At 57.9% G+C, this 20,563-nt stretch carries 19 protein-coding genes and 1 pseudogene; 10 read left to right on the top strand and 10 right to left on the bottom strand.

Features of this window, described 5'->3' with window-relative positions; all coding sequences use genetic code 11:
* Nucleotides 1–72 precede the first annotated feature (72 nt).
* Entirely contained in the window at nucleotides 73–678 is a 606-nt protein-coding gene (locus ACP7BO_RS11480; RefSeq protein ID WP_426210443.1) for a hypothetical protein, read from the bottom strand.
* Between the two features lie 377 nt (nucleotides 679–1,055).
* Here ACP7BO_RS11480 and ACP7BO_RS11485 point away from each other — a divergent pair, with 377 nt between their 5' ends.
* The gene (locus ACP7BO_RS11485; protein WP_426210925.1) at nucleotides 1,056–1,508 is read left to right on the top strand and encodes a hypothetical protein; all 453 of its coding nucleotides are present in this window, start codon (nucleotides 1,056–1,058) and stop codon (nucleotides 1,506–1,508) included.
* 411 nt (nucleotides 1,509–1,919) lie between these two features.
* Here the strand turns inward: ACP7BO_RS11485 and ACP7BO_RS11490 are convergent, their stop codons facing one another.
* Both ACP7BO_RS11490 and ACP7BO_RS11495 read right to left on the bottom strand, forming a co-directional pair.
* On the bottom strand, nucleotides 1,920–2,348 hold the full coding sequence (locus ACP7BO_RS11490; protein WP_426210445.1) for an MAPEG family protein: 429 nt from the start codon (nucleotides 2,346–2,348) through the stop codon (nucleotides 1,920–1,922).
* Nucleotides 2,345–2,659 (bottom strand): DUF2834 domain-containing protein, encoded by a 315-nt coding sequence (locus tag ACP7BO_RS11495; protein ID WP_426210447.1) that lies wholly within the window; start codon nucleotides 2,657–2,659, stop codon nucleotides 2,345–2,347. Before ACP7BO_RS11495 ends, ACP7BO_RS11490 begins: the two co-directional genes overlap by 4 nt.
* Before the next feature lie 106 nt (nucleotides 2,660–2,765).
* Between ACP7BO_RS11495 and ACP7BO_RS11500 the strand changes: the two genes are divergently transcribed.
* Nucleotides 2,766–3,590 (top strand): helix-turn-helix domain-containing protein, encoded by an 825-nt coding sequence (locus ACP7BO_RS11500; RefSeq protein WP_426210449.1) that lies wholly within the window; start codon nucleotides 2,766–2,768, stop codon nucleotides 3,588–3,590.
* 102 nt (nucleotides 3,591–3,692) lie between these two features.
* Here ACP7BO_RS11500 and ACP7BO_RS11505 read toward each other — a convergent pair whose 3' ends face one another.
* From ACP7BO_RS11505 to ACP7BO_RS11515, 3 genes and pseudogenes are all read right to left on the bottom strand, one after another.
* Nucleotides 3,693–4,322, bottom strand: a complete 630-nt coding sequence (locus tag ACP7BO_RS11505) for a LysE family translocator (protein WP_426210451.1) — start codon at nucleotides 4,320–4,322, stop codon at nucleotides 3,693–3,695.
* A gap of 372 nt (nucleotides 4,323–4,694) precedes the next feature.
* Entirely contained in the window at nucleotides 4,695–5,060 is a 366-nt protein-coding gene (locus ACP7BO_RS11510) for a LysR substrate-binding domain-containing protein (RefSeq protein WP_426210453.1), read from the bottom strand.
* Nucleotides 5,060–5,585: pseudogene (locus ACP7BO_RS11515) on the bottom strand (transposase); the annotation flags it as partial. The gene ACP7BO_RS11510 and the pseudogene ACP7BO_RS11515, both read right to left, overlap by 1 nt.
* A gap of 395 nt (nucleotides 5,586–5,980) precedes the next feature.
* Between ACP7BO_RS11515 and ACP7BO_RS11520 the strand changes: the two are divergent.
* Nucleotides 5,981–6,811, top strand: a complete 831-nt coding sequence (locus tag ACP7BO_RS11520; RefSeq protein ID WP_426210455.1) for an alpha/beta fold hydrolase — start codon at nucleotides 5,981–5,983, stop codon at nucleotides 6,809–6,811.
* A 396-nt stretch (nucleotides 6,812–7,207) separates the two neighbouring features.
* Here ACP7BO_RS11520 and ACP7BO_RS11525 read toward each other — a convergent pair whose 3' ends face one another.
* On the bottom strand, nucleotides 7,208–8,254 hold the full coding sequence (locus tag ACP7BO_RS11525; RefSeq protein WP_426210457.1) for a LacI family DNA-binding transcriptional regulator: 1,047 nt from the start codon (nucleotides 8,252–8,254) through the stop codon (nucleotides 7,208–7,210).
* 213 nt (nucleotides 8,255–8,467) lie between these two features.
* Between ACP7BO_RS11525 and ACP7BO_RS11530 the strand changes: the two genes are divergently transcribed.
* The 4 genes from ACP7BO_RS11530 (at nucleotide 8,468) to ACP7BO_RS11545 (ending at nucleotide 14,510) form a co-directional block, all read left to right on the top strand.
* On the top strand, nucleotides 8,468–10,696 hold the full coding sequence (locus tag ACP7BO_RS11530; RefSeq protein WP_426210459.1) for a TonB-dependent receptor: 2,229 nt from the start codon (nucleotides 8,468–8,470) through the stop codon (nucleotides 10,694–10,696).
* Nucleotides 10,697–10,860: 164 nt separating this feature from the next.
* Nucleotides 10,861–12,198: an LLM class flavin-dependent oxidoreductase gene (locus ACP7BO_RS11535; protein WP_426210461.1), complete on the top strand. Its 1,338-nt coding sequence runs from the start codon at nucleotides 10,861–10,863 to the stop codon at nucleotides 12,196–12,198.
* Nucleotides 12,199–13,539: an alpha/beta hydrolase family protein gene (locus ACP7BO_RS11540; protein WP_426210462.1), complete on the top strand. Its 1,341-nt coding sequence runs from the start codon at nucleotides 12,199–12,201 to the stop codon at nucleotides 13,537–13,539.
* Nucleotides 13,540–13,580: 41 nt separating this feature from the next.
* Nucleotides 13,581–14,510: a sulfonate ABC transporter substrate-binding protein gene (locus ACP7BO_RS11545; protein ID WP_426210927.1), complete on the top strand. Its 930-nt coding sequence runs from the start codon at nucleotides 13,581–13,583 to the stop codon at nucleotides 14,508–14,510.
* A 311-nt stretch (nucleotides 14,511–14,821) separates the two neighbouring features.
* Here the strand turns inward: ACP7BO_RS11545 and ACP7BO_RS11550 are convergent, their stop codons facing one another.
* Nucleotides 14,822–15,340, bottom strand: coding sequence for a GNAT family N-acetyltransferase (locus ACP7BO_RS11550; RefSeq protein WP_426210464.1), 519 nt, complete (start codon nucleotides 15,338–15,340; stop codon nucleotides 14,822–14,824).
* 305 nt (nucleotides 15,341–15,645) lie between these two features.
* Here ACP7BO_RS11550 and ACP7BO_RS11555 point away from each other — a divergent pair, with 305 nt between their 5' ends.
* The 3 genes from ACP7BO_RS11555 (at nucleotide 15,646) to ACP7BO_RS11565 (ending at nucleotide 17,117) form a co-directional block, all read left to right on the top strand.
* On the top strand, nucleotides 15,646–15,921 hold the full coding sequence (locus ACP7BO_RS11555; protein ID WP_397456402.1) for a metal/formaldehyde-sensitive transcriptional repressor: 276 nt from the start codon (nucleotides 15,646–15,648) through the stop codon (nucleotides 15,919–15,921).
* A 5-nt stretch (nucleotides 15,922–15,926) separates the two neighbouring features.
* The gene (dmeF, locus tag ACP7BO_RS11560) at nucleotides 15,927–16,832 is read left to right on the top strand and encodes a CDF family Co(II)/Ni(II) efflux transporter DmeF (protein ID WP_426210466.1); all 906 of its coding nucleotides are present in this window, start codon (nucleotides 15,927–15,929) and stop codon (nucleotides 16,830–16,832) included.
* 102 nt (nucleotides 16,833–16,934) lie between these two features.
* Complete coding sequence (locus ACP7BO_RS11565; RefSeq protein ID WP_397456400.1) at nucleotides 16,935–17,117, top strand: DUF1289 domain-containing protein; 183 nt, start codon at nucleotides 16,935–16,937, stop codon at nucleotides 17,115–17,117.
* An 82-nt stretch (nucleotides 17,118–17,199) separates the two neighbouring features.
* Here the strand turns inward: ACP7BO_RS11565 and ACP7BO_RS11570 are convergent, their stop codons facing one another.
* Nucleotides 17,200–19,251 carry a TonB-dependent siderophore receptor gene (locus ACP7BO_RS11570; protein WP_397457216.1) on the bottom strand — a complete coding sequence of 684 codons (2,052 nt, stop codon included), beginning with the start codon at nucleotides 19,249–19,251 and terminating at the stop codon, nucleotides 17,200–17,202.
* A gap of 235 nt (nucleotides 19,252–19,486) precedes the next feature.
* A complete protein-coding gene (locus ACP7BO_RS11575) occupies nucleotides 19,487–20,380 on the bottom strand; it encodes a LysR family transcriptional regulator (protein WP_397456398.1) in 894 nt (297 codons plus the stop codon).
* Nucleotides 20,381–20,563 lie beyond the last annotated feature (183 nt).

The following is a 20,563-nucleotide window of genomic DNA, read 5'->3' on the forward strand; positions in this document are numbered from 1 at the left end:
TGCGGCCTCAGTCATTGTTGATCAGTGTTGTTATGCATCAGGTTTTCAAATCCCTGCCTGCCAAAGGGCTGACTATTTTCTGGGGAGCAATGCGATCATTTGATCAAAGGACGTTAACGAATATCTTCCCTCAAGCTTTTCTACAGTGGGCATTTTGCAAGGAAACCCGAATCGCACTCTGCCGGGAAGCACTTCGTCCATGGATGCGTACCAGATCAGCAAAGCCTGTTGGAGGCGCACATGTAGCTCGAAATTACTCCGGCGGCGGGTGGTGTCTGCTTTGGCTCGTTCGCGCGCGAGCAGAGGATCTATGCGGCCAACAATGTAACAGTCAGCAAAGCCAATACGTCCTTGTGCGATCGTTTCTCTTGTGGCTTGCAACTCTGTTTGCCAGTCGTGTTCGCTTGCTTCACCGATCTGCCAAAGGCACCAAATGTAGTGGAGTTTGAGAGGGTCACTGTCACACAGAGCCCACGAAGAAATGTCTTCCATGGCCAGCGCCGTTTGCCAGCGATCCACGTTTCGCTCTGCCCAAAAAGTTGCTGCTCCCAATGAATCCTTTGTCCGGTCCGGCTCGTTTTCAAAACGACCGTTTTCAGCAATGACATGTTGCCCTCCATGCTTAGCGCACCAAGTGGTTTTCCCGCTGGCACTGATCCCTTCAACAACCAAAATCATCGTTTGACTACTCCGTTAGTTGCGCGTGCTTGTATCCGTCCGGCGGTGTCCTTGCATCGCTCCAGATTTTCTAAATACATCGGATTGACTGCTTTAGGCCGATAGCAGCCTGTCACGAAGCGCAGCTGTCGGCCAATGGCTGCCTCGAGCCCTTTGCGCGAATGCCTCGCCCGCTGCCTGATACCCCCAAGGCTGAGAGCGATAACAATCAGCGTTGACGGAGGCGCTCGAGGTGCACATTCAGGCAACGCATTACGAATAAATCCGCTCCTGCAACAGCGCGAGTGACTGCCGACAAAGCAGAACAGCTATCTTGGACTAGCTTTACCTGGATCACTGAAGCCTCCGCCCACAACTCAACCAGGCCAAAGTTCATAATGCTCAAAAAAATCGATTTGACGATCACCCACGATTACCTCAATCCATTTGCCTCGCTGGACGCACCCAAACTAAGCCCGGAGCTGGCGGACTACCTGTTGGATAGTGCCTGGTACTACCCCAAGCTGTGCCTGCAGATCAACTGTCCGGAAAATGAGCGAGAACGCCTACAGCAAGCCATCAGCAATACCTTTGCGGAAAAGAGCGAGCAAGTCAGAGGGAATATTCTCATCCTGCGATTCGAAGCGCTGACACTCCTGGGCCTGGCACTGGCGGTGGGGTTAATAGGCAAGACTCTGGGCATTGAAAGCACCATCCCGGTGGCAGTATTTACCGTTACGGTGTGGATGCTGCTCTGGCGCAGCGCAGAGATATTTTTTCTGGATATCGGCAGCGCTTATCGGGAGTTGCGTAAGTACCGGCGTATAGCCAGTGCAACAAAGCAGTTTTGATTGAAAGTGTTGAGTCGCCGCTGATTGAATAAGTACCCTCGAAGACCAGCTCTTGGCAGATTTCAACCCCTCGTGGCAAACAGAAACGATACCCTCAAGTACTCCGCGAAAATGGGAGTGACTACTTATGGCCGCTTACCACCTCTAGCAAAGGGCAGCAATCGGCCAGAAGCAGCCACTTATGAGCGACTTCTATCGACCGAGGCTGTGTGAAAACGTTTTAGAGCAGGTTTGACAGTCAGAGCCGGACCGAAAATCGCGATCCTACGCAAATTTCAGGTCTGGCTGACCAACCAAGCGCTGGCAGATTTTACCTAGCAACGCAGACTTCAAAACGCTGCATCCGTTTTCACACAGCCTGGACCCATAGCGGACTTACGCTCAACGAAGGCAAAGCCATGGCCCGTCCGATCATGACATCACCACATTAATGGTGATCGTCGCGCAGAAGCCCAAGAGACACAGGATCCCAACACCATAGAAAACGGTGCGCCAAGGCTGGACGCCCTTCAGGTATGCCAACGTGTGCAGGACTCTGGCGATGGTGAACAGAACGCTCAACCATGCCGTGACGGAAGCAGGTGCATTCATGGCAACGGCGAGCCCACCCAGCGCGAAGAATGCCGGGATGCTTTCCAGGTCGTTCGCCCAGGCCCTTGCCGCGCGAGTCACTTGCGCAAGCTCCTTTTCACGAGCGAATCGATTGAAAACAGCGGCGTCCTCTGTGTTCGTGAATGCCCTGAAGCGTATGCGGAAGAGGCCTTGGTAACAGGAGACCGCGAACATCTTGAGGAACAGCACAACCACGCAGAGTGAGTAGACGGTCAAAGCACTGGTCATGCCTGGCGCTCCCTATTAAAGCCTTTGACCACGAGGTACAGCAGCGGCCCCACGGAAACGAATACAGCAGTCAGTATCAGGTAGGGAAGCAGGTCAATGAGTGAACCACCTCGCGATCGGTTGTCTTTCGCCATCCAGATGCCGGCCAGCGCTGCCATAAGGTACAAGTCGATGACCAACTGGGCAGTGTCAGGTCGGGAAATCAGCTCAAGCCCAAAGGCAAACAGCGACTGCTCAGCATTCAGCATCGTCCAGCCGGTATACATCGAAAAGAGCACCAGCGATGCCAGCGTAATGAGGCGAAGTACCATAGTCCTGTCCTTGCTAGGGTTTCCTGGCACAGTAGTGGTAGGGTTGCTGGCGCTCAATGACCTGTGAGGTCATGGAGGCCGAGCACAAGGACGTCAGAGGCGAAGCATGAGTAATCACCTGTTCCTTCATAAACATCCCCCTCCGGCCACATCGGCGGGCCAGCACGTGCGCCACCTGCGTCGGCAGGCAGGGCTAAGCCAGCTCGATCTTGCACTCATGGCCGGGGTTTCGCAGCGCCACCTCAGCTGCGTCGAAACCGGCCGCGCCAAGGCGAGCACCAGTACCTTGCACGCCATACTTTCGGCCCTTGGAGCGCCGCTAGATCACTGCAACGAAGTCTTTCTTGCCGCTGGATACGCGCCACGTTACGCAGCAACGTCGCTCGATGCGCCCGCCTTGGAAATGGTACACACGGCCATCGATCACATCCTGCGTGCGAACAATCCGGCGCCTGCCATCGTTATCGACAGCAACTGGGATATCACTACTGCGAACGTGAGCACGGGGCTACTGTTGGCGATGGCGGGGGTGGCACAGGACGTGGCGTCAGGTTTCAATCTGCTGAAAACACTGCTCTGCCCCGGCGGACTCGGTGATCGGTTGGCCAATGCACAGGAGATCCGTGCTGCTGCGTGGCAGCGCGCCTCCAGAGAGTCAGTCGGCAATCCAGCGCTCGCAAAGCGCTTGCGCAACCTACCAGCTCCAGCCATTGCCTTGCAGACACCCTCTGTCAGCCCTTTGCTGCTGACCCGTGTGTGCACCCCGGATGGAGAGTTGAGCTTTCTCTCAACCTTCACTACCTTCGGCATGCCCCTGGACATCACCGTGGAGTCGCTGCGAATCGAACATTTGATACCAGCCGATGTGATGACCAAGCGCAGGATGATGCAAGCCTTCGAAGATTGGAACGCGGATGACGACCAATCATGAATGCCGCAATCGACCCATAGTGGACATCTCGTCTAGGTCACGGTATTCGACGGTGCGGATAGGTAAGGAAAATATTTTGCCAAGTCGGTGTGACTCGACCCTTTAAAGCGGCCGGTTAAGTACCAGTAAACGCGCCGCCAGCGCTGTCATTACCGCAGCGAAGCCATAAGCACCAAGGCGTTTAGATATGAAGCCCTTGCTGAGGCGCCCATGCAGCCGTCCGGCGCAAAATCCGAGCAGGGAATGGAAGATCAATGCGATCAGTGCAAGCAACATACCTAAGAACATCAACTGCGAGGTGACGCTGCTGGCGCCTGTGGTGACGAACTGCGGCAGGAATACCATGAAGAATAACAGCGCCTTGGGGTTTAACAGGCTGTTGAGCGTGGCTCGGGCAACGATCTTCCGAAACGAAGCCTGTGTAGCTTGAGTATCAGTGTCCGCAGGAGGCGTCTTCAATGCCTGCCAGGCCAGCCACATCAGATAACAAGCCCCGGCCCACCGTAGCAAGTCAAACGCCGGCGCCCAACTCATCACCAGCGCACCGAGACCTGCGCTAACCATGACGGTCATCAGCACATCGGCCAAGGTTATTCCTAGTGCTGCGGCGAGGCCGGCGCGCCAGCCGTGGGCAACCGCATGGCTGCTGACGATAGCCATGTTAGGGCCAGGCACGATCAGCAACATCAAGGCGGCGGCAATGAATAGGTAGAGGTTAGTGGCGTCCGGCATAGTGCAATACTTCCTTGGGTGAGGAGTGATGCTAACCGGTAGTAGTTAGGCAAAGCAGATACAGTGGGGATGGATTTGGCCGCAACAGTATGGTGTGGAGAGGCAAAATCCGTTCGACAGCATGGTGAAACAAGTTCGAGCGGCTGCTATTGGCCGATTTCTGCCGGTCAAGGCCCACCCCGTGCGCAGGTCAGATCCCATACAAACAACTGGTGAAGTCGAATGCAAATGGCTGGTCAGTGGCAATGCAAACGGGTGGTCAAGTGGAATGCAATTTGCCACGAATACCAGCGCCCAACTGAAATTCGGCCGCTAAGCTGTTTCGGCGCGGTAATAGCGGTAGCTAAGCAGCCTACCAATTCTCGTCTCCAACTATGCCAAAGTCCGCAACCATTCCAGCAGGTCGGCCTGAGGGCTATCAGGGCGCAACGGCTCAGGTGAAAACAGGCAGTAGCGTGAGCCATCCTCCACGAAATCCAATGGCGCAGTTAAGACACCCGTCTCCAAATCGTCGCGCACTAGATGCCACGGCCCGATTGCCACACCCAAGCCTGCCACAGAAGCCTGCAAGCTGAAGTAGAAGTGCTCAAAGGTTTGCCCTGTCGTATCGGGCGGAGACTCGCCTACAGCTGACGCCCATTCATGCCAAGCGCTTAGACGCGAGCGGGTATGCAGACGCGGTGCGGTCGCCTTAATCACGGTGCCCGTCTTCTTCTTGATGAACCAAGCTGCTGCCATGCCACCCGATGGCGGCCACAGTTCTCAACAACCTCGCGCAGATCATCATGGATCTTGCGATAGCCATAAACACCACCGCTTTCCAGCCAGGAATGCTTGATCAAACCGAGCAGTCGTTGATCCTCCTTGGCGCGCGCAGATTCTGACTCGGATAGCCACGCGTAGTAGCCTCTGGGATGAACCTTCAGCGTCTGGCAGAGCCGTCGAATGGAGTAGTCGCCCGCTAGATGCTTAATAAAGGCGTACTTCAGCCGCACTCCTTGGCAAAGTACGCGGCGGCCTTTTTTAAGATGTCCCGCTCCTCCGTCAACCGCTTTAGCTCAGCACGTAGACGGCGAAGCTCAGCGCTCTGATCGTCCTCCTGGACGCACTGCTCCTGGGGCTTGGTGTAGCGCTTAATCCAGGCATAGAGGCTGTGCACGGACACGCCCAATCGCGCAGCCACCTCTGAGACAGGAAGCTGCTTTCGGTCACTTGGTTGACCGCCTGGATTTTGAATTCTTCAGGATAACGCTGGTTGCTCATGGCACCTCTAATGGGCCTCATTTTAAGGCTTGGAGGTGTCTACGAAACTAGGCGCGATTCAGCTTGATGCAGAATAGCAAGTTCATTTGAGACGCTTTTCCCGTGTCAGTGAATTGCCCCGGCCTTCCTAGACGCCTTTGAGCGGCTGCTATTGGCCGATAGCTGCCGGTCATTAATGCTCGGTTTGTAACTGGCAAGCTCCACCTATCGCTTGAAAGTCTTGCTTGCTGTGCGTCTTCTACACTGACGAAGCTCGCTCGTGCCCCGTTGGTCACGACCTCGGCTCACCGTCTTTGCACGTTGCCGGTAACGCTTTCCAGCCGTTGCGGGTTGACGCAGGCGCTGATACGCACCCTGCAACCCCACACCCAACAGATCGCGAGGGGACACACGCCATGAACGCAATTACGACCAAAGACGGCACCAAGATTTTCTACAAGGATTGGGGGCCGAAAGACGCGTCGCCCATCGTGTTTCACCACGGTTGGCCGTTGAGCGCGGATGACTGGGACAACCAGATGATGTTCTTCTTGCTCAAAGGCTACCGGGTGATCGCGCATGACCGCCGCGGACACGGGCGCTCGACCCAGACGTGGGAGGGCAACGACATGGACACCTACACCGCCGATGTCATCGAGCTGACCGATGTGCTCGACCTCAAGGGGGCGATCCATATCGGCCACTCGACCGGGGGTGGTGAAGTCGCGCGCTACGCCGCGCGAGCCAAACCGGGACGTGTTGCCAAGGCCGTACTGATCAGCGCGGTTCCACCCATCATGGTCAAGTCGCAAAAGAATCCTGGAGGCTTATCTCTGGAAGTGTTCGACGGGTTCCGTTCGGCATTGGTTGCCAGTCGTGCGCAGTTTTACGTGGACGTGCCGGCGGGGCCGTTCTACGGCTTCAATCGACCCGGGGCCAAGGTCTCGCAAGGCGTCATCGACAACTGGTGGCGTCAAGGCATGATGGGCGGTGCAAAAGCTCAGTACGACTGCATCAAGGCGTTTTCCGAAACCGATTTCACCGAAGATTTAAAGGCGATTGAGGTGCCGACGCTGGTCATGCATGGCGAGGACGATCAGATCGTACCGTTTGCAGACTCTGCGCCGCTTTCGGCCAAACTTTTGAAGCATTCCACGCTCAAGACGTACCCCGGCTTCCCTCACGGTATGCCGACGACCAACGCGGATCAGATCAATGCTGATTTGTTGGCGTTTATTCGCGATTGAGCAATGCGTCGTGACGACGGCTGCACAAGATAAGGGGACCGATTTGTTTTCGAAGAAAATAGATCTGTCCCTTTTTTCACACCCACGTTTCTGTAGGCAGCCCTTCGTGACTGGCTGCTATCGGCCGAGGCTGTGTAAAAACGTTTTTGAGCGCGTCAGGTACTCAAAACCGGACTGTAAATCGCGTTTCTACGCGAAATTCACATCTGCAGACGTGCCGATAAATTTCAGATTTAACGCAGAGGCGCGCACTTCAATTTTGGCGAAGCGTTTTTACACACTCTGGGCCAGGAGCGGATCGTTACTTTAGGCCGCCGCCTGACATCAGCGACTCGTAGCGGGCCCCCAGAAATACTCAGCTTAAGCTGTTCGGTTGTTATGCCCAGTAGCGCCAAATCATGCACTCTCGCGTTCAATCACATCACAAGCCAGCAAATTCAGGCGCTGCAACTCACCCTCTCGCTCGACCACTCCGAGACTTTGCAGCAGACGGGTGGCGGCCAGGACGCCGATTTCCAGCGCTGGAGGTTTGATCGTGCTCAGGCTCGGCAAGAGCATCTGGGCGAAGGCGTAATCACCGAAACCCAGCACTGCGCAATCCTGCGGGATTCGCAGTCCGGCGCGCTGGCCGGCGAGCAGTGCGCCAGCGGCCAGATTGTCGTTGGCGAACACGATGGCATCGGGCTTGTCCGGCCGGTTCATCAGCGCCTGCATGGCTTGCTTGCCGGCTTCGAAGGGCGCCCAATCAGGGTCTGGCGCAAACTCTATGGGCTCCAGGCCCAACTCGATCAGCGCCGCCGAACAACCATCGCGCCGCTCCAGAGCACTGAAGTCACCCGCCGCGCTGTTCTGTACGAACGCAATGCGCCGATAGCCCTTGCCGTGCAGATATCGCGCAGCGGTGACCCCGACCTCAAAGTGCGAAAAACCGATCTGAATAGGTGCCCGGTCCGGTTGGTAGTCCCAGGTTTCTACCAGCGGAATGTCCGCATCGGCAAGCATCTTTTCGGTGGCAGCGCTGTGAAAGTGGCTGGTGACCACCAACGCCGCGGGGGACCAACCCAGAAAAGCCCGCACCGCACTTTCTTCCTGCTCCATCGAAAAGTAACTGGATGCCAGCAACAACTGATAACCATGGCGGCTGAGGGTGTCGCTGAACCCTTGGATGGTATTGGCGAAAATCGGCCCCGAAATGTTCGGCACCACCATGCCGATGATCCTGCCTCGCGCCGAAGCCAGACCGCCCGCCACGAGATTCGGCACATAACCCAGTTCTGCAACAGCAGCGGCGATGCGTTCCCGGTGTTCTTCAGACACCTGATCTGGCTGATTGAAATAACGCGAAACCGTCATCGTCGAAACCCCGACATGCGTGGCGACGGTCTGCAACGTGATGCGCCCTGCCCCACGCCGTTTGCGCGGCGGGTTCTTCTGATCGCTCAAGATTTCGGCCTATCTAACAAAAAGGAATATAAAAGTAATTTTTTAGTATTTGACGATCTATAACGCCCTTATCGATACTGGTGATGTTAGCGCTAACGGAGCGATCTTGTCAGCTACTCGCTTGAGCGAATGCCGCCGGACAACCATGGCACCTATCAGGCGCAATGACCGAAGAGTCATGGCAACCAGAGCATCTTTCAAGTGAGCATCGACATGCAACACACCTTTGGGGAAATCATCAAACCAACGCGCCTCGCGCAAGCCGTCGTTGCGGCACTGGCCTTGACATCACTGTACGGTCAGGCTGCGCAGGGCACCGCGCACAGCAGCGATGCGCAAACCGCAACCTTGCAGGCCGTGACCGTCACCGCCACCCGCCGGGAAGAATCCCTGCAGAAAGTGCCGGTGGCAGTTTCGGTCGTCGATGGCGAGCAGCTGGAACGAGACAACCGCAACAGCGTGTCGAGTATCGTCCAGCAGATTCCCAGCGTGAACTTCCGCACCGGCGCGTCAAACAAGGACACCTCGCTATTCATCCGCGGCGTGGGGACGATATCCACCTCACCGGGCGTGGAGCCGACCGTCGCTACAGTAGTGGACGGCGTGGTTTACGCGCGCCCCGGCCAGGCCACTCTGGACCTCCTGGACCTGGAGCGCATCGAAGTGTTGCGCGGCCCACAGGGTACGTTGTTTGGCAAAAACGCATCGGCAGGTGTGCTCAACGTCATCAGCAAGGCGCCGAGCGCCGCAACACACGGCTATATCGATCAGTCCTACTACAGCGGCAACGAAAGCCGCACCCGGTTTGGTATCGGTGGCAGCCTGATCCCCGACACCCTCAAAGCCTTGCTGACCACTCTGTTCGCCAGCTACGACGGCAACGTCGACAACAAGGCCAATGGTCAGGAAGTCAATGGCTACAACCACAAAGGCGCGCGGGGCAAGCTGGAGTTCACCCCTAACGACGACGTCACACTGACAGTGATCGCCGATTACATGCAGTCCCATGACGACGCGCCCAATGGCGTGATCGTTTCCGCGCTGACCCCAGCCTTCGCGGGTGCCCTTGCACCGGTGCATGCCAGCAGCGACAACCGCGATATCCTCAGCGATTACCGCAGCCACGTCGAAGACATCAACAAAGGTCTATCGGCGCAACTGGACTGGAGCCTGGGGGATTACACCCTGACGTCGATCACCGCCTGGCGCGGCTGGAACAACACGCAATGGCAGGACGGCGACCGCCTGGCGACCATTAGCGCGGCTTTCCCCGGCACCGAAGACAAGGGCGATCTGGATTTCAATCAATACTCCCAGGAGTTGCGCCTGGCCTCACCAAAAGGCCAGTTTCTGGAGTACGTCGGCGGGCTGTATTACATGCATGGCAAGGATGATGAAACCTATCGCCGCGCCTTGGTGACGACTACCCGCACCGACGTCGGCGTAGCGGACTACAGCACCACCAGCGACAGCTATTCGGTATTTGGCGAATCCACGCTGAACTTCACTTCTGCATTTCGCGGGATCGCCGGCCTGCGCTGGACACACGACGAACTGGAATACGACCACCGCAGGTTGTCGACGTCAGCCACGACCGTCAGCGGCATTCAACCCGCGACCAGCAGCTCCGGCTCAGTGGATGAAGACGGCTGGTCCGGGCGGCTAGGCCTGCAATACGACCTGACCGACAACGTGATGACATACCTGACGTATTCCCGTGGCTACAAAGGCCCGGCCTATAACGTGTTCTTCAATATGCAGCCCCGGGACACCGACCCGCTGAAACCGGAAACCTCCAATACGTGGGAGCTGGGCGTGAAAGCCACCAGCTGGAATGATCGACTGGTCACCAACGTGGCGGTCTTCCATAGCGATTACGACAACTACCAGGCGAACTTCTTCGATACCGTGGCCGGTCTGGTGGTCACCCGACTGATCAACGCAGGCAGCGTCAGCACTGAAGGTGTTGAAGCGGACCTTGCCCTGCAGGCTACACAAAACCTGAAGCTGTCCGGTGCCCTGGCTTACACCCGGGCGCGTATCGATACTTTCTCCTGCCCGGCAGGTGCAGCGGCATCCTGCAATGTGAACGGCAAAACCCTGCCCTTCTCGCCGGACTGGAAAAGCTACGTGCGCGCCGACTACAGCATCCCGCTGGAAAACGGCCTGGATATCGAACTGGGCACCGATTACAACTGGCAGAGCGAAGTGCAGTACGACATCAGCCAGAACCCGGACACCAAACAAGGCGCCTACGGCATCTGGAATGCCAGCGTCGCCCTGGCCGACTACAACCAAGGCTGGCGTGTAGCGCTGCTGGGGAAAAACCTTGCCGACAAATCCTATTCGTCCGTACTGGCAAGCGGCAGCGGCTACATCTATCGCTCTGTGCCCCGTGATGATGAGCGTTATTTCGGCGTGCAGGTGCGCAAGGATTTTTGAACGAAACCACACCGCCATCCCAGTGCAAGCGAGGCGTTCCCGCGCGAAAGACACCGCGATCGACGTCGAACCGCGTCCAGCTTTATCGCCGCCAGCACCGTTTCCACAGGATCCGGGTCAGACAAACCCTGTGGATCCGCCATTGATTCAACAAGGACCAAACTATGCTTACCCCGCCCCGCCAGCTCAAACTCGGCGCCTTTCTCATGGCCACCGGGCATCACGTGGCCGCCTGGCGCCACAAGGATGTCCCGGCCGACGCCGGGCTGGATTTCAGACACTACAAGCACCTGGCCAGGGTGGCCGAAGCGGCGAAGTTCGATGCGCTGTTCGTCGCCGACAGCGTCGCTGCCCCCACCGGTGCCAGCGCCAGCCACATGGCCCGCTCCGATCACTTCGAGCCGCTGACACTGATGTCGGCGCTCAGTGCCGTCACCGAGCATATCGGCCTGATCTGCACCGCCACCACCAGCTACAACGAGCCGTACCATGTAGCGCGTAAATTCGCCTCGCTGGATCACCTGTCCGGCGGTCGCGCTGGCTGGAATCTGGTGACCTCCGATGCCGCAGCAGAAGCGCAGAATTTCGGGCGCGACGAACACATCGGCCATGCCGAGCGCTACAGCCGGGCGCGGGAGTTCCATCAAGTGGTGACTGGCTTGTGGGACAGCTGGGAAGACGATGCTTTCATCCGCAACAAAGCCAGTGGCGAGTACTACGATCCGGCCAAGCTGCACGTGCTGGATCATCAGGGCGAGCACTTTCGGGTCAAAGGTCCGTTGAACGTCGCCCGCCCCCCTCAGGGTCGGCCCGTCATTGTCCAGGCCGGCTCCTCGGAAGTCGGCCGCGAGCTGTCAGCCGAAACCGCAGAAGTGGTGTTCACGGCCCAGACCTCTCTGGCCGATGCGCAGCAATTCTATGCCGACCTCAAAGGCCGGATGGCGCGCTTTGACCGCGACCCCGACGCGCTGAAAATCATGCCGGGTGTTTTTATCGTGGTCGGCGACAGCGAAGCACTGGCCCGGGAGAAGTTCGAGGAGTTTCAGGCGCTGGTAGAGCCCAAGGTCGGTGTCGCCTTATTGGGGCGCATGCTGGGCAACTTTGACCTGTCCGGTTACCGCCTCGATGAACCGCTGCCCCTCTTGCCATTGACCGAGAGCGGGCAGCAAAGCCGGCAAAAACTGCTGACCCGGCTCTCACAGGATGAAAACCTGACGCTGGAGCAGCTGGGGCGCAGGATCGCCGGGGGCCGTGGCCACTACAGCCTGGTTGGCACCGCGACGCAGATCGCCGATGAACTTCAGGTCTGGTTCGAAGAGCGCGCCGCAGATGGCTTCAATGTGCTGGTGCCGCATCTGCCGGGAGGGCTTGAAGACGTTGCCTTTCATGTGGTGCCGCAGTTGCAGCGCCGTGGCTTGTTCCGCACCGAGTACAGCGGCCATACGCTGCGGGAAAACTTGGGCCTGCAACGACCGCGTCACCGCTACGCCGGGAGTGTATAGGTGAATTTCACAACCTCGAAGACCGCTTGCCTGATGCTGGCCTGGGCCCTGTCGTCCAGTGTTTTTGCGCTCAATGGGGATGCACGTCCGGACGCGCCCGAGCTGGCTGCACGGGGGCCTTACAAGGTTGGCGTGCACACTGCGAACGTCGTGCATCTTGACCAGCTCAACGTGTTGGCGGTCAGCGCCACGGCCAGCGATCCCCGTTACGACCGACCGTTGCGTCTGGAGGTGTGGTACCCGGCGCAATTGGGCAAAACCCAGTCCGAGCTGACCACTTACAACGATGTGCTGGGCGCCGGTGCCAACGACCCGGCCCGACCCAATACCGTTTTCACTTTTGAAGGCCGCGCAGCACGAGACGCGCAGCCCCTGGCAGACAAGACCTGCCCACTGGTCATTGTGTCTCATGGTTACCCGGGCTCACGCCTGCAGATGAGTTACCTGACCGAGTTCCTCGCCTCCCATGGCTATGTGGTGGTGGCCATCGATCACACACAATCCACCCGCGCCGACAAGGCCGGGTTTGCCAGTACCCTGCTCAACCGCCCGCTGGACATTCTGTTCGTGCTGGATCAAGTCACGCAGTGGTCGGCACCGGCAAGTGGTAATCCCCTTGCGGGCAAAATCGATGTCAGCCACACCGCTTTGGTTGGCTATTCCATGGGGGGTTACGGTGTGCTTAACGCAGCGGGCGTTGGCACCAGCCAAACGGCGTCGCGCTTTGTACCTGGCAACCTATTGCAGGCCAGACAAGCGGGAAACCCCGATTTTGAAGCCCGCCAGGATGCCCGCATCAAAGCCGTGGTTGCCTTTGCGCCCTGGGGTGGCGAGCAAGGTCTGTTCGATGAAAAGGGGCTGGCAAGCCTGCGTGTCCCCAGCCTGTTCATCGCCGGTGACCAGGACGATGTAGCGGGTTACGCCCGGGGCGTCAGACGGCTGGCAGAAGGCGCAATCAATGCCGATCGCTACCTGCTGGTTTACCAGAATGCACGGCACAATATTGCATCTAATCCGCCGCCACAGGCAGCCAGCAGCCATCCCGAGGATTTCGGCGCCTATGCCGAACCGGTTTGGGATTCCAGCCGAATCAACAATATCAATCAGCACTTCGTCCTCACTTTTCTCGACCAGCAGCTCAAGGGACTGGACCGCCAGTCCTGGCTTAGCCTGGTGCCGCTGGCCTCTGCGGGCAAATGGTCGAAAGACCAAAGCGGATATGAAAAACCCGATCACAGCTATTGGAAGGGCTTTAAGAACCGCAGCGCGCTGGGCCTGGAGTTTTATCACTGGCCCGTGCAGGTCGCCCCCTTTTCCGCTTCCCGTCGAGACTCACAATGACTTATATCGCTGCCGAAACCCGCTACGAGCCCCCCCCCAAAATGAAACGCCTCACGCTCCTGTTCGCAGGCCTGATCAGCCTTTTATCGGCCCACGCTGCCCTGGCAGATGACCCGCAAACCCTGCGCATTGGCTATCAGAAAGGCTCCATCGCACTGGTCATTGCCAAGGAACAAGGCCTGCTGGAGAAGCGCTTCGTTGACACCAAGGTGCAGTGGATCGAATTCCCTGCCGGGCCGCAGATGCTTGAAGCGTTGAACATCGGCGCGCTGGATCTGGGTTCCACAGGCGATATCCCGCCCTTATTCGCGCAGGCTGCCGGGGCTGATCTGGTTTATGTGGGTGCCGAGCCAGCCAAGCCAACCGCTGAAACGATCCTCGTGCGCAAAGACAGTCCGCTGCAAAACGTGGCCGACCTCAAGGGCAAAAAAGTCGCTTTCCAGAAAGGCTCCAGCTCCCACAACCTGCTGCTGAGGGCCCTGAACAAGGCTGGCTTGAGCTATAAGGACATCCAGCCCATCTACCTCAGCCCCGCCGATGCCCGCGCGGCCTTTGAACAAGGCAGCGTCGAGGCCTGGGCGATCTGGGATCCCTATGCTTCGCTGGCCTTGCTCGAAGGCCATTCCCGCCTGCTGGCCAATGGTGAAGGCCTGGGGTTGTCCGGCCCGATCTACACCGCCCGGCGCGACTATGCAAAAACCCATGAGGCATTTGTAAACGCGGTTCTTGAGCAGTTAACTGCCGCCGAGGCGACGACACGTAGCCAGCGTCAGCAAAGTATCGACATCCTGACCCGCTCCATGGGCCTGCCCGAAGCCGTGATCACGCGCTACCTGGATAACCGGCCGCCCTCTCCAATCCTGCCGGTTGACGCAAGAATCATCGCCGCCCAGCAGGCTACCGCCGACCTGTTCTACGAGAATCACTTGCTGCCAAAAAAGATCCGCGTCGAAGACGTGGTATGGCACTGAACAGGCCCTGCAGCGCTGTGGGGTGTTTCACGCCAACACTCTGCAGCCATTGCGCCCAAGGGCGGCGATCTGAACGAGTGATCACAGGCGGTATTTTCAGTGATAGAGGCCACGCGAATTGAGTCAACCTGCGCAAGACTGGTGACTCGTCGGGCCGGGTATAAGTTTACCGCCAGGCGGCGATATTCGGTCGAGCGGGCCTGGCGATTGTACGCTCTACCCGGGCTCAGTGGGTTGGCGCTGCGCGAGGGGGTTCACGTTGATAAAACACCTTCCTTTGCCGGAGGCGTACAGGACTGACAGTTCTGTATTCAAGTCACTGGCCATGCCATGGCACACCGACTTTGCGGAGCGAATCCATGCTTGTACTCCTCGTCCAATAACCCCGTCAGCCTCTGATCCAGATCTGTGGTGGCTTTAGTCTCAAAGCCTGCCCGGGAGTAAAATGGTGCATTCCATGGCACGTTTTTGAATGTCGTCAGCGTGACGAAACTGAGTCTGCTTGAGCGCGCATAATCCTTCGCGGCCTCAATCAGACACCGCCCGGTACCTTGTCCTTGCATCGATTGCATCACTGATAATTCATAGATATGTAGATCACTGCCGTGGCGCTCGCCGCTGAGAAATCCTTGCGGCCGATTTTCGGCATCAAGCGCAACCCAACATGTCGATAGCGCAATGAGTTGGCGATGACGTTCGATGGACATCGGAGGCGAATCAGCCAGCCAACTCAACTCATCAATCATGCGAAATGCTTGAGCAGCGGAGGTTTCAATGGCGGGCAGCAGTTGTGCATCTTGCGGTACAGCAAGGCGGATAATCGCAGGCATGTGATGCCCTTGGTGATGTGAGTGAGTGAGCGGTCAAACCAGAAAAGCCAGCGTTGGATAGTCGAACATATCATGCGCTCAGACGACCCGGTATGAGCGGCCAGCGAACACCCCTTGATCAGATCAGGCAGGCAGCCGCTTCAGCACCTCCTTGAGATAAGCATCCGAATCATACCCACCCTGCCCCAGCCATCTAAGCCGCCCTTGCCTGCCAGCAAAGGTAGACGATGACTGCACGCGACCACCTTGCATAGGTATAGGGGGTATACCTATACTGCTCGCCATATAGGCAGGAGGGGTATCCCATGGGTCATATCGCAGCAAACAAAGACGATCTTCTCAAACGCGTAAAACGTATTGCCGGTCAGATCCAGGCCGTTGAACGGGCATTGGCATCGGATCTCGATTGCGCCAAAACACTGCACCTGGTTGCCGCCACTCGTGGTGCCATCAATGGCTTGATGGAGCAAATCATCGAGGACCACGCCCGCGAGCATGTTGCTAACCCTTCGTTGAGCGAAGAAGAACGCAACAAGGGCGTCGAAGAGCTGCTTGAAGCCATTCGCCGTTACTCCAAGTGAACAATATGAACAGCATCAACCACACACATGAGCACGTATTCCTTGGCTCGGCGCACGACGAAAATGCCAGGCGCACACTTTGGGTGGTGGCACTGACCGTGGTGATGATGGTCGGCGAGATCACCGCAGGCTATCTCACGGGTTCGATGGCGTTGCTGGCCGATGGCTTTCATATGGCTACCCATGCCGGAGCATTGGGCATCGCGGCCCTCGCTTACGCTTACGCCAAACGCCACGCGTCCAGCCAGCGCTACAGCTTCGGCACCGGAAAGGTCGGAGACCTGGGCGGGTTCGCCTCGGCATTGATTCTCGGCATGGTCTCCCTGGGCATTGGCGTTGAGTCTGTGATGCGCCTCTTGCAGCCAACAGAAGTTCAGTTCGGTACCGCTACGCTGATCGCGATTGCCGGATTAATCGTGAACATTGTCAGTGCCCTGCTGCTGGGCCACGGCCACGATCATGATGATCATGGCCATGAACATGCTCATCACGGCAACGACAACAACCTGAAATCGGCCTACGTCCATGTCCTCGCAGACGCGCTGACTTCGGTTCTGGCTATCGCTGCCCTGCTCGCCGGCCGCTATCTGGGCTGGGTGTGGCTGGACCCGGCCATGGGCATCGTCGGCGCCATCGTTATCGCGCGCTGGGCATGGACCCTGATGGGGGCCACTGCAGGTGTACTGCTGGACCAGACCGATGTGCACGTTGCCGAGGAAATCCGCGAACTGGTGGAGAAACCCGGGGATGCGACCATCACGGATTTGCACGTCTGGCGGGTAGGACCGCAAGCCCATGCGGCCATCGTCAGTGTCCTGGGAGAGGCCACTGCAAACGCCGAGAGCATTCGTGAGCGTCTCAAGCCGGTTCACGAAGTCAGCCACCTGACGGTCGAATTTCGAGCGCTCTGATTCCAAGCGCCCCCCCTTCTTCAAAGGAACCTGCAATGCCTCCAGGAAAACCCGAACGGGCCCGTCGCCTGACTCAATCACAAGTGAACCAGGCGACTGACAATGGCTAAAGAAATCGAAAACCCCTGCATCTCGATTTGCCAGCTCAGTGGTGATCTGTGCGTGAGTTGCGGGCGAAGCAAGGAAGACATCAGAAAGTGGAAACGCATGAAGCGGCCTGAAAAAATGGCCGCTGTGCAGAGGGCGAATGTGCGCTTGAAAGGGCTGAAAAAAGCGCAGGGGTAATGGTGCAGCGCACTCAGATCAAGACAGCCACCACTGCCCCCGCAGAAGCGGGGGCTCAATCAGATAGAACCCTCAGGGGCGATCAGTATTTCCAGGTGACAGAAGCAACCACGTTGCGCGGCGCCCCATAGCTGGCAGTGGTGGCGCTGTTGTACAGCGAGAGCAGGTACTTGCGGTCGGTGACGTTGTTCAGGTTCACCGACGTGCTCCAGTTGCTGTCTATGTCATAGCTGGCCATGAAGTCGAGCAGCGCGTAGGCGTTTTGCCGGATCGCGCTGTTATTGTCGTTCTCCACCGCGCTCTGCCAGCTGACCCGGGTACCCACCTTGGCTTTTGGCAAGCTCGGCAGGCGATAGGTCAGCATGCCGCGCACGCTGTGGGTCGGCACATATTTACGCGCCCTGTCGCCATCATCGTTGTCGATGCGTACGTAGGTGTAGCCACCCAGCAGGTCAAGACCCGGCAGTGCTTCGCCAGAGGCTTGCAGCTCAACGCCGTGACTCTTGTAGTCCATGGGGTTATAGACGTATCGACCGTCGACCAAGCCGGCGTACTCCGCCACATTTTGCTGTTCGGTCTTGAACGCAGCAGCCGTGAGGTTCAGGCGGTTATCCAGCAGGCTGCCCTTGACGCCGGCTTCCATGCTTTTGCCTTCCAGTGGCGCGAGCAACTTGCCGTCGGCGCCCAGGTTGTACTGTGCGCTGTAGATTTTCGTCCAGCTGCCATAGACGCTCCACTGCTTGTCGAGGTCGTAGACCAGGCCCGTATAAGGTGTGACCTTGCCGTGGGCGCGGGTGTAGTAATCGGAACCGTAGCTATCGCCAGAAGCATCCAGGCTGAGCATTCGTGCGCCGACGATCCAGTGCAGGTCGTCGGCCAGGCTGAATCGGGCACCGGCGTACAGGCTTTTCTGGGTGTCGCTGAAGTTCTGGGTGTTGGTATCGCTGGTAAACAGGAAGGACGGACGGGCCAGATTCCCTGCCAACACGTCCGGGAACGATACGTCGTAGTAGCCCCCTTCAACCGCGTCGTATTCCCGGGCCTTTTGATGGGTACGGCCGTAGGCAGCCCCCAGGGTCAACTCATGCTCGCGGCCAAACAGGCTGAACGGGCCTGAGACCCTGGCATCCCCCAGCAACTGATGAGCCTCGCTGGTGGTGTGGGCGGCAAACACCGAGGCCTCGTCACCGCTGACCCCGGCGACATACATCATGTTGGTGTCTTGCTTTTCATTGATGCCGGTGGCCGTGAGCGTGGCGTTCCAGCCGTTGCCAAACTCATGTTTGAGCTCGGCGAATGCGCGCTGGGTATGCAGGTTCCAGTAAGTCCACGGCTGGCCGATGCTGGAGCTGCGGCTGCCATAGTGGATGGGCTTGCCGTCATTATCGACCAGCGGCAAGTTACCCCAGGTGCTGCCATTGGAATCGCTATTGTGCTGGGAGAAACCCACGGTCACGGTGTCGGCATCGGACAGATCGAACGCCAACAGGCCGGCAGCAACGTTGCGCTCGTGGCTGTAGCGATCCATCCATGAATTGCCCTTGTCATGGGAATAGATAAAGCGGCCACGCACATTGGCGGTGGACGTCAACGGACCGGAAACATCCACGTCCACTCGACGGCCGTCCCAAGAGCTGACACGGGTGTCGACTTGCGCCTGGAACGTCTCGGTCGGACGCTTGCGCACGAAGTTGACCGTGGCCGACGGGTTGCCTGCCCCGCTCATCAAGCCGTTGGCGCCATGCAGGATATCGATCTGCTCGAACTCGGCCAGATCCTGGTCACCCACCAGCACGGTCCCCACGAACGGCATGCCCACGCCGTCGTACTGGAAGGTATTGATATCGAAGCCGCGGGAAGTGAATTCGGTCCGGTCGGTTTCAGTCTGCTCAACCGTCACTGAAGGCGCCGAGCGCAGCGCATCCTTGATGCCGGTGATCTTGAAGTCGTCGAGTGCCTGGCGGGTAATGGTGGTCACCGCCTGCGGGGTTTGCTTGTCGGTCAGCCCCAGACGAGTTGTGCTGGACGCCGGATTGCCCTTGTAGCCCACGCTGGGAGCGTCAACATATTCATTGCTGCCTTCGATCTGCATGGCAGGTAACGTCAAATCTTCAGCGGCATAAACCAGAGGCATGGCGCTGCAAGCGCCGGCAAGCAAAAGGCTGGCGGGGAGACGATGTTTCAAGCTGAAATTCCTACGGCTGAATATTCAAGGAAGACGTCATTCTTGATAACGCTAATGATAATCTAACTCAATAACAACCAAGCCTTCGACATTTTTTTTACATTTTGAAATATTTGCCCTCGCCCGCCGGGCGCTGGCCAAGGGAAGCCCGCATCCGCTAAGAGCGCCCCTGGGGATGGAACGCTCAGCTTCTATATTTCAGCGCTTGAACCAATGCAGTAAAGGCGGGAGACGCCTGGCGTCTGTTGGGGTAATACAAGTGGTAACCCTGAAACTCGGGGCACCAGTGGGCCAGGACTTCCTGGAGTCGACCGTCGGCCAGATACGGTGCTACCAGTTGCTCTGGTACGTAGGCCAAACCAATGCCATCAACGGCGGCATTCAGAACATGGATGATGCTGTTGAACACCAGCTGTCCATCTGCCTTGACCGTAAAAGCCTGACCATTGTTTTCAAATTCCCAGGCGTAGATCGCCCCTGATGGTCGGTGCCGGATATTCACGCAGTCATGCCCGGTCAGCTCATGGGGGGTAGCCGGAGCCGGGTTGCGTTCGAAATATTCTGGAGAGCCCACCACCGCCAACCGCCAGTCCGGCCCTATGCGGACCGCGATCATGTCCTTGCTGATCGATTCGCCCATGCGAATGCCAGCATCGAATCGCTCCTCGACCACGTTGGTAAATCCATAGTCGACGTAGAACTCCAGGGTGATATCCGGGTAGCGCTTGAGGAAGCCTGCAAGCATTGGCCGAATGCACAACTCAATTTGATCGTCGGTACAGGAAATACGGATCGTGCCACTGGGCTTGTCCCGCAGCTCACCCAGCGCTTCAAGCTCGGCGTTGATCTGATCAAAAAGCGGAGCAACCGAGTGCATCAATCGTTCTCCGGCTTCTGTCGGCGACACATTGCGTGTCGTGCGGGCCAGCAGCCGTAGCCCCAGTCTTTGTTCAAGCGCGCGGATCGTATGACTCAGCGCAGAAGGCGTAACCCCCAGTTTGGCGGCGGCTTTGGTAAAACTTCGATCGCGTGCTACCGCGAGAAACGCCTGGATATCGTTGACTTTGGTATGGGCCATTGCTGAGTTTTTCTCAAAACTGCATGAAGATTATGCCTACTAATCAAGATATCTCGAATACGTCAAGCTCTGTCACCTGTCTGGGGCGCAACAATGATGATGGGCGAGACACCGCTCAATACAGCTATGAAAACCTTGATCCCCGCAGAGCCTGATCGGCGCCGGTCACGTGGATCTGTACGG

The organism is Pseudomonas sp. TWR2-1-1, from assembly GCF_049897045.1.
Taxonomy (GTDB): domain Bacteria; phylum Pseudomonadota; class Gammaproteobacteria; order Pseudomonadales; family Pseudomonadaceae; genus Aquipseudomonas; species Aquipseudomonas versuta.

Coding starts and splice junctions, on each gene's coding strand:
- ACP7BO_RS11480 (WP_426210443.1), bottom strand. CDS start 678: ATGATTTTGGTTGTTGAAGGGATCAGTGCCAGCGGGAAAACCACTTGG.
- ACP7BO_RS11485 (WP_426210925.1), top strand. CDS start 1,056: ATGCTCAAAAAAATCGATTTGACGATCACCCACGATTACCTCAATCCA.
- ACP7BO_RS11490 (WP_426210445.1), bottom strand. CDS start 2,348: ATGACCAGTGCTTTGACCGTCTACTCACTCTGCGTGGTTGTGCTGTTC.
- ACP7BO_RS11495 (WP_426210447.1), bottom strand. CDS start 2,659: ATGGTACTTCGCCTCATTACGCTGGCATCGCTGGTGCTCTTTTCGATG.
- ACP7BO_RS11500 (WP_426210449.1), top strand. CDS start 2,766: ATGAGTAATCACCTGTTCCTTCATAAACATCCCCCTCCGGCCACATCG.
- ACP7BO_RS11505 (WP_426210451.1), bottom strand. CDS start 4,322: ATGCCGGACGCCACTAACCTCTACCTATTCATTGCCGCCGCCTTGATG.
- ACP7BO_RS11510 (WP_426210453.1), bottom strand. CDS start 5,060: ATGGCAGCAGCTTGGTTCATCAAGAAGAAGACGGGCACCGTGATTAAG.
- ACP7BO_RS11520 (WP_426210455.1), top strand. CDS start 5,981: ATGAACGCAATTACGACCAAAGACGGCACCAAGATTTTCTACAAGGAT.
- ACP7BO_RS11530 (WP_426210459.1), top strand. CDS start 8,468: ATGCAACACACCTTTGGGGAAATCATCAAACCAACGCGCCTCGCGCAA.
- ACP7BO_RS11535 (WP_426210461.1), top strand. CDS start 10,861: ATGCTTACCCCGCCCCGCCAGCTCAAACTCGGCGCCTTTCTCATGGCC.
- ACP7BO_RS11545 (WP_426210927.1), top strand. CDS start 13,581: ATGAAACGCCTCACGCTCCTGTTCGCAGGCCTGATCAGCCTTTTATCG.
- ACP7BO_RS11550 (WP_426210464.1), bottom strand. CDS start 15,340: ATGCCTGCGATTATCCGCCTTGCTGTACCGCAAGATGCACAACTGCTG.
- ACP7BO_RS11555 (WP_397456402.1), top strand. CDS start 15,646: ATGGGTCATATCGCAGCAAACAAAGACGATCTTCTCAAACGCGTAAAA.
- dmeF (WP_426210466.1), top strand. CDS start 15,927: ATGAACAGCATCAACCACACACATGAGCACGTATTCCTTGGCTCGGCG.
- ACP7BO_RS11565 (WP_397456400.1), top strand. CDS start 16,935: ATGGCTAAAGAAATCGAAAACCCCTGCATCTCGATTTGCCAGCTCAGT.
- ACP7BO_RS11570 (WP_397457216.1), bottom strand. CDS start 19,251: ATGCCTCTGGTTTATGCCGCTGAAGATTTGACGTTACCTGCCATGCAG.
- ACP7BO_RS11575 (WP_397456398.1), bottom strand. CDS start 20,380: ATGGCCCATACCAAAGTCAACGATATCCAGGCGTTTCTCGCGGTAGCA.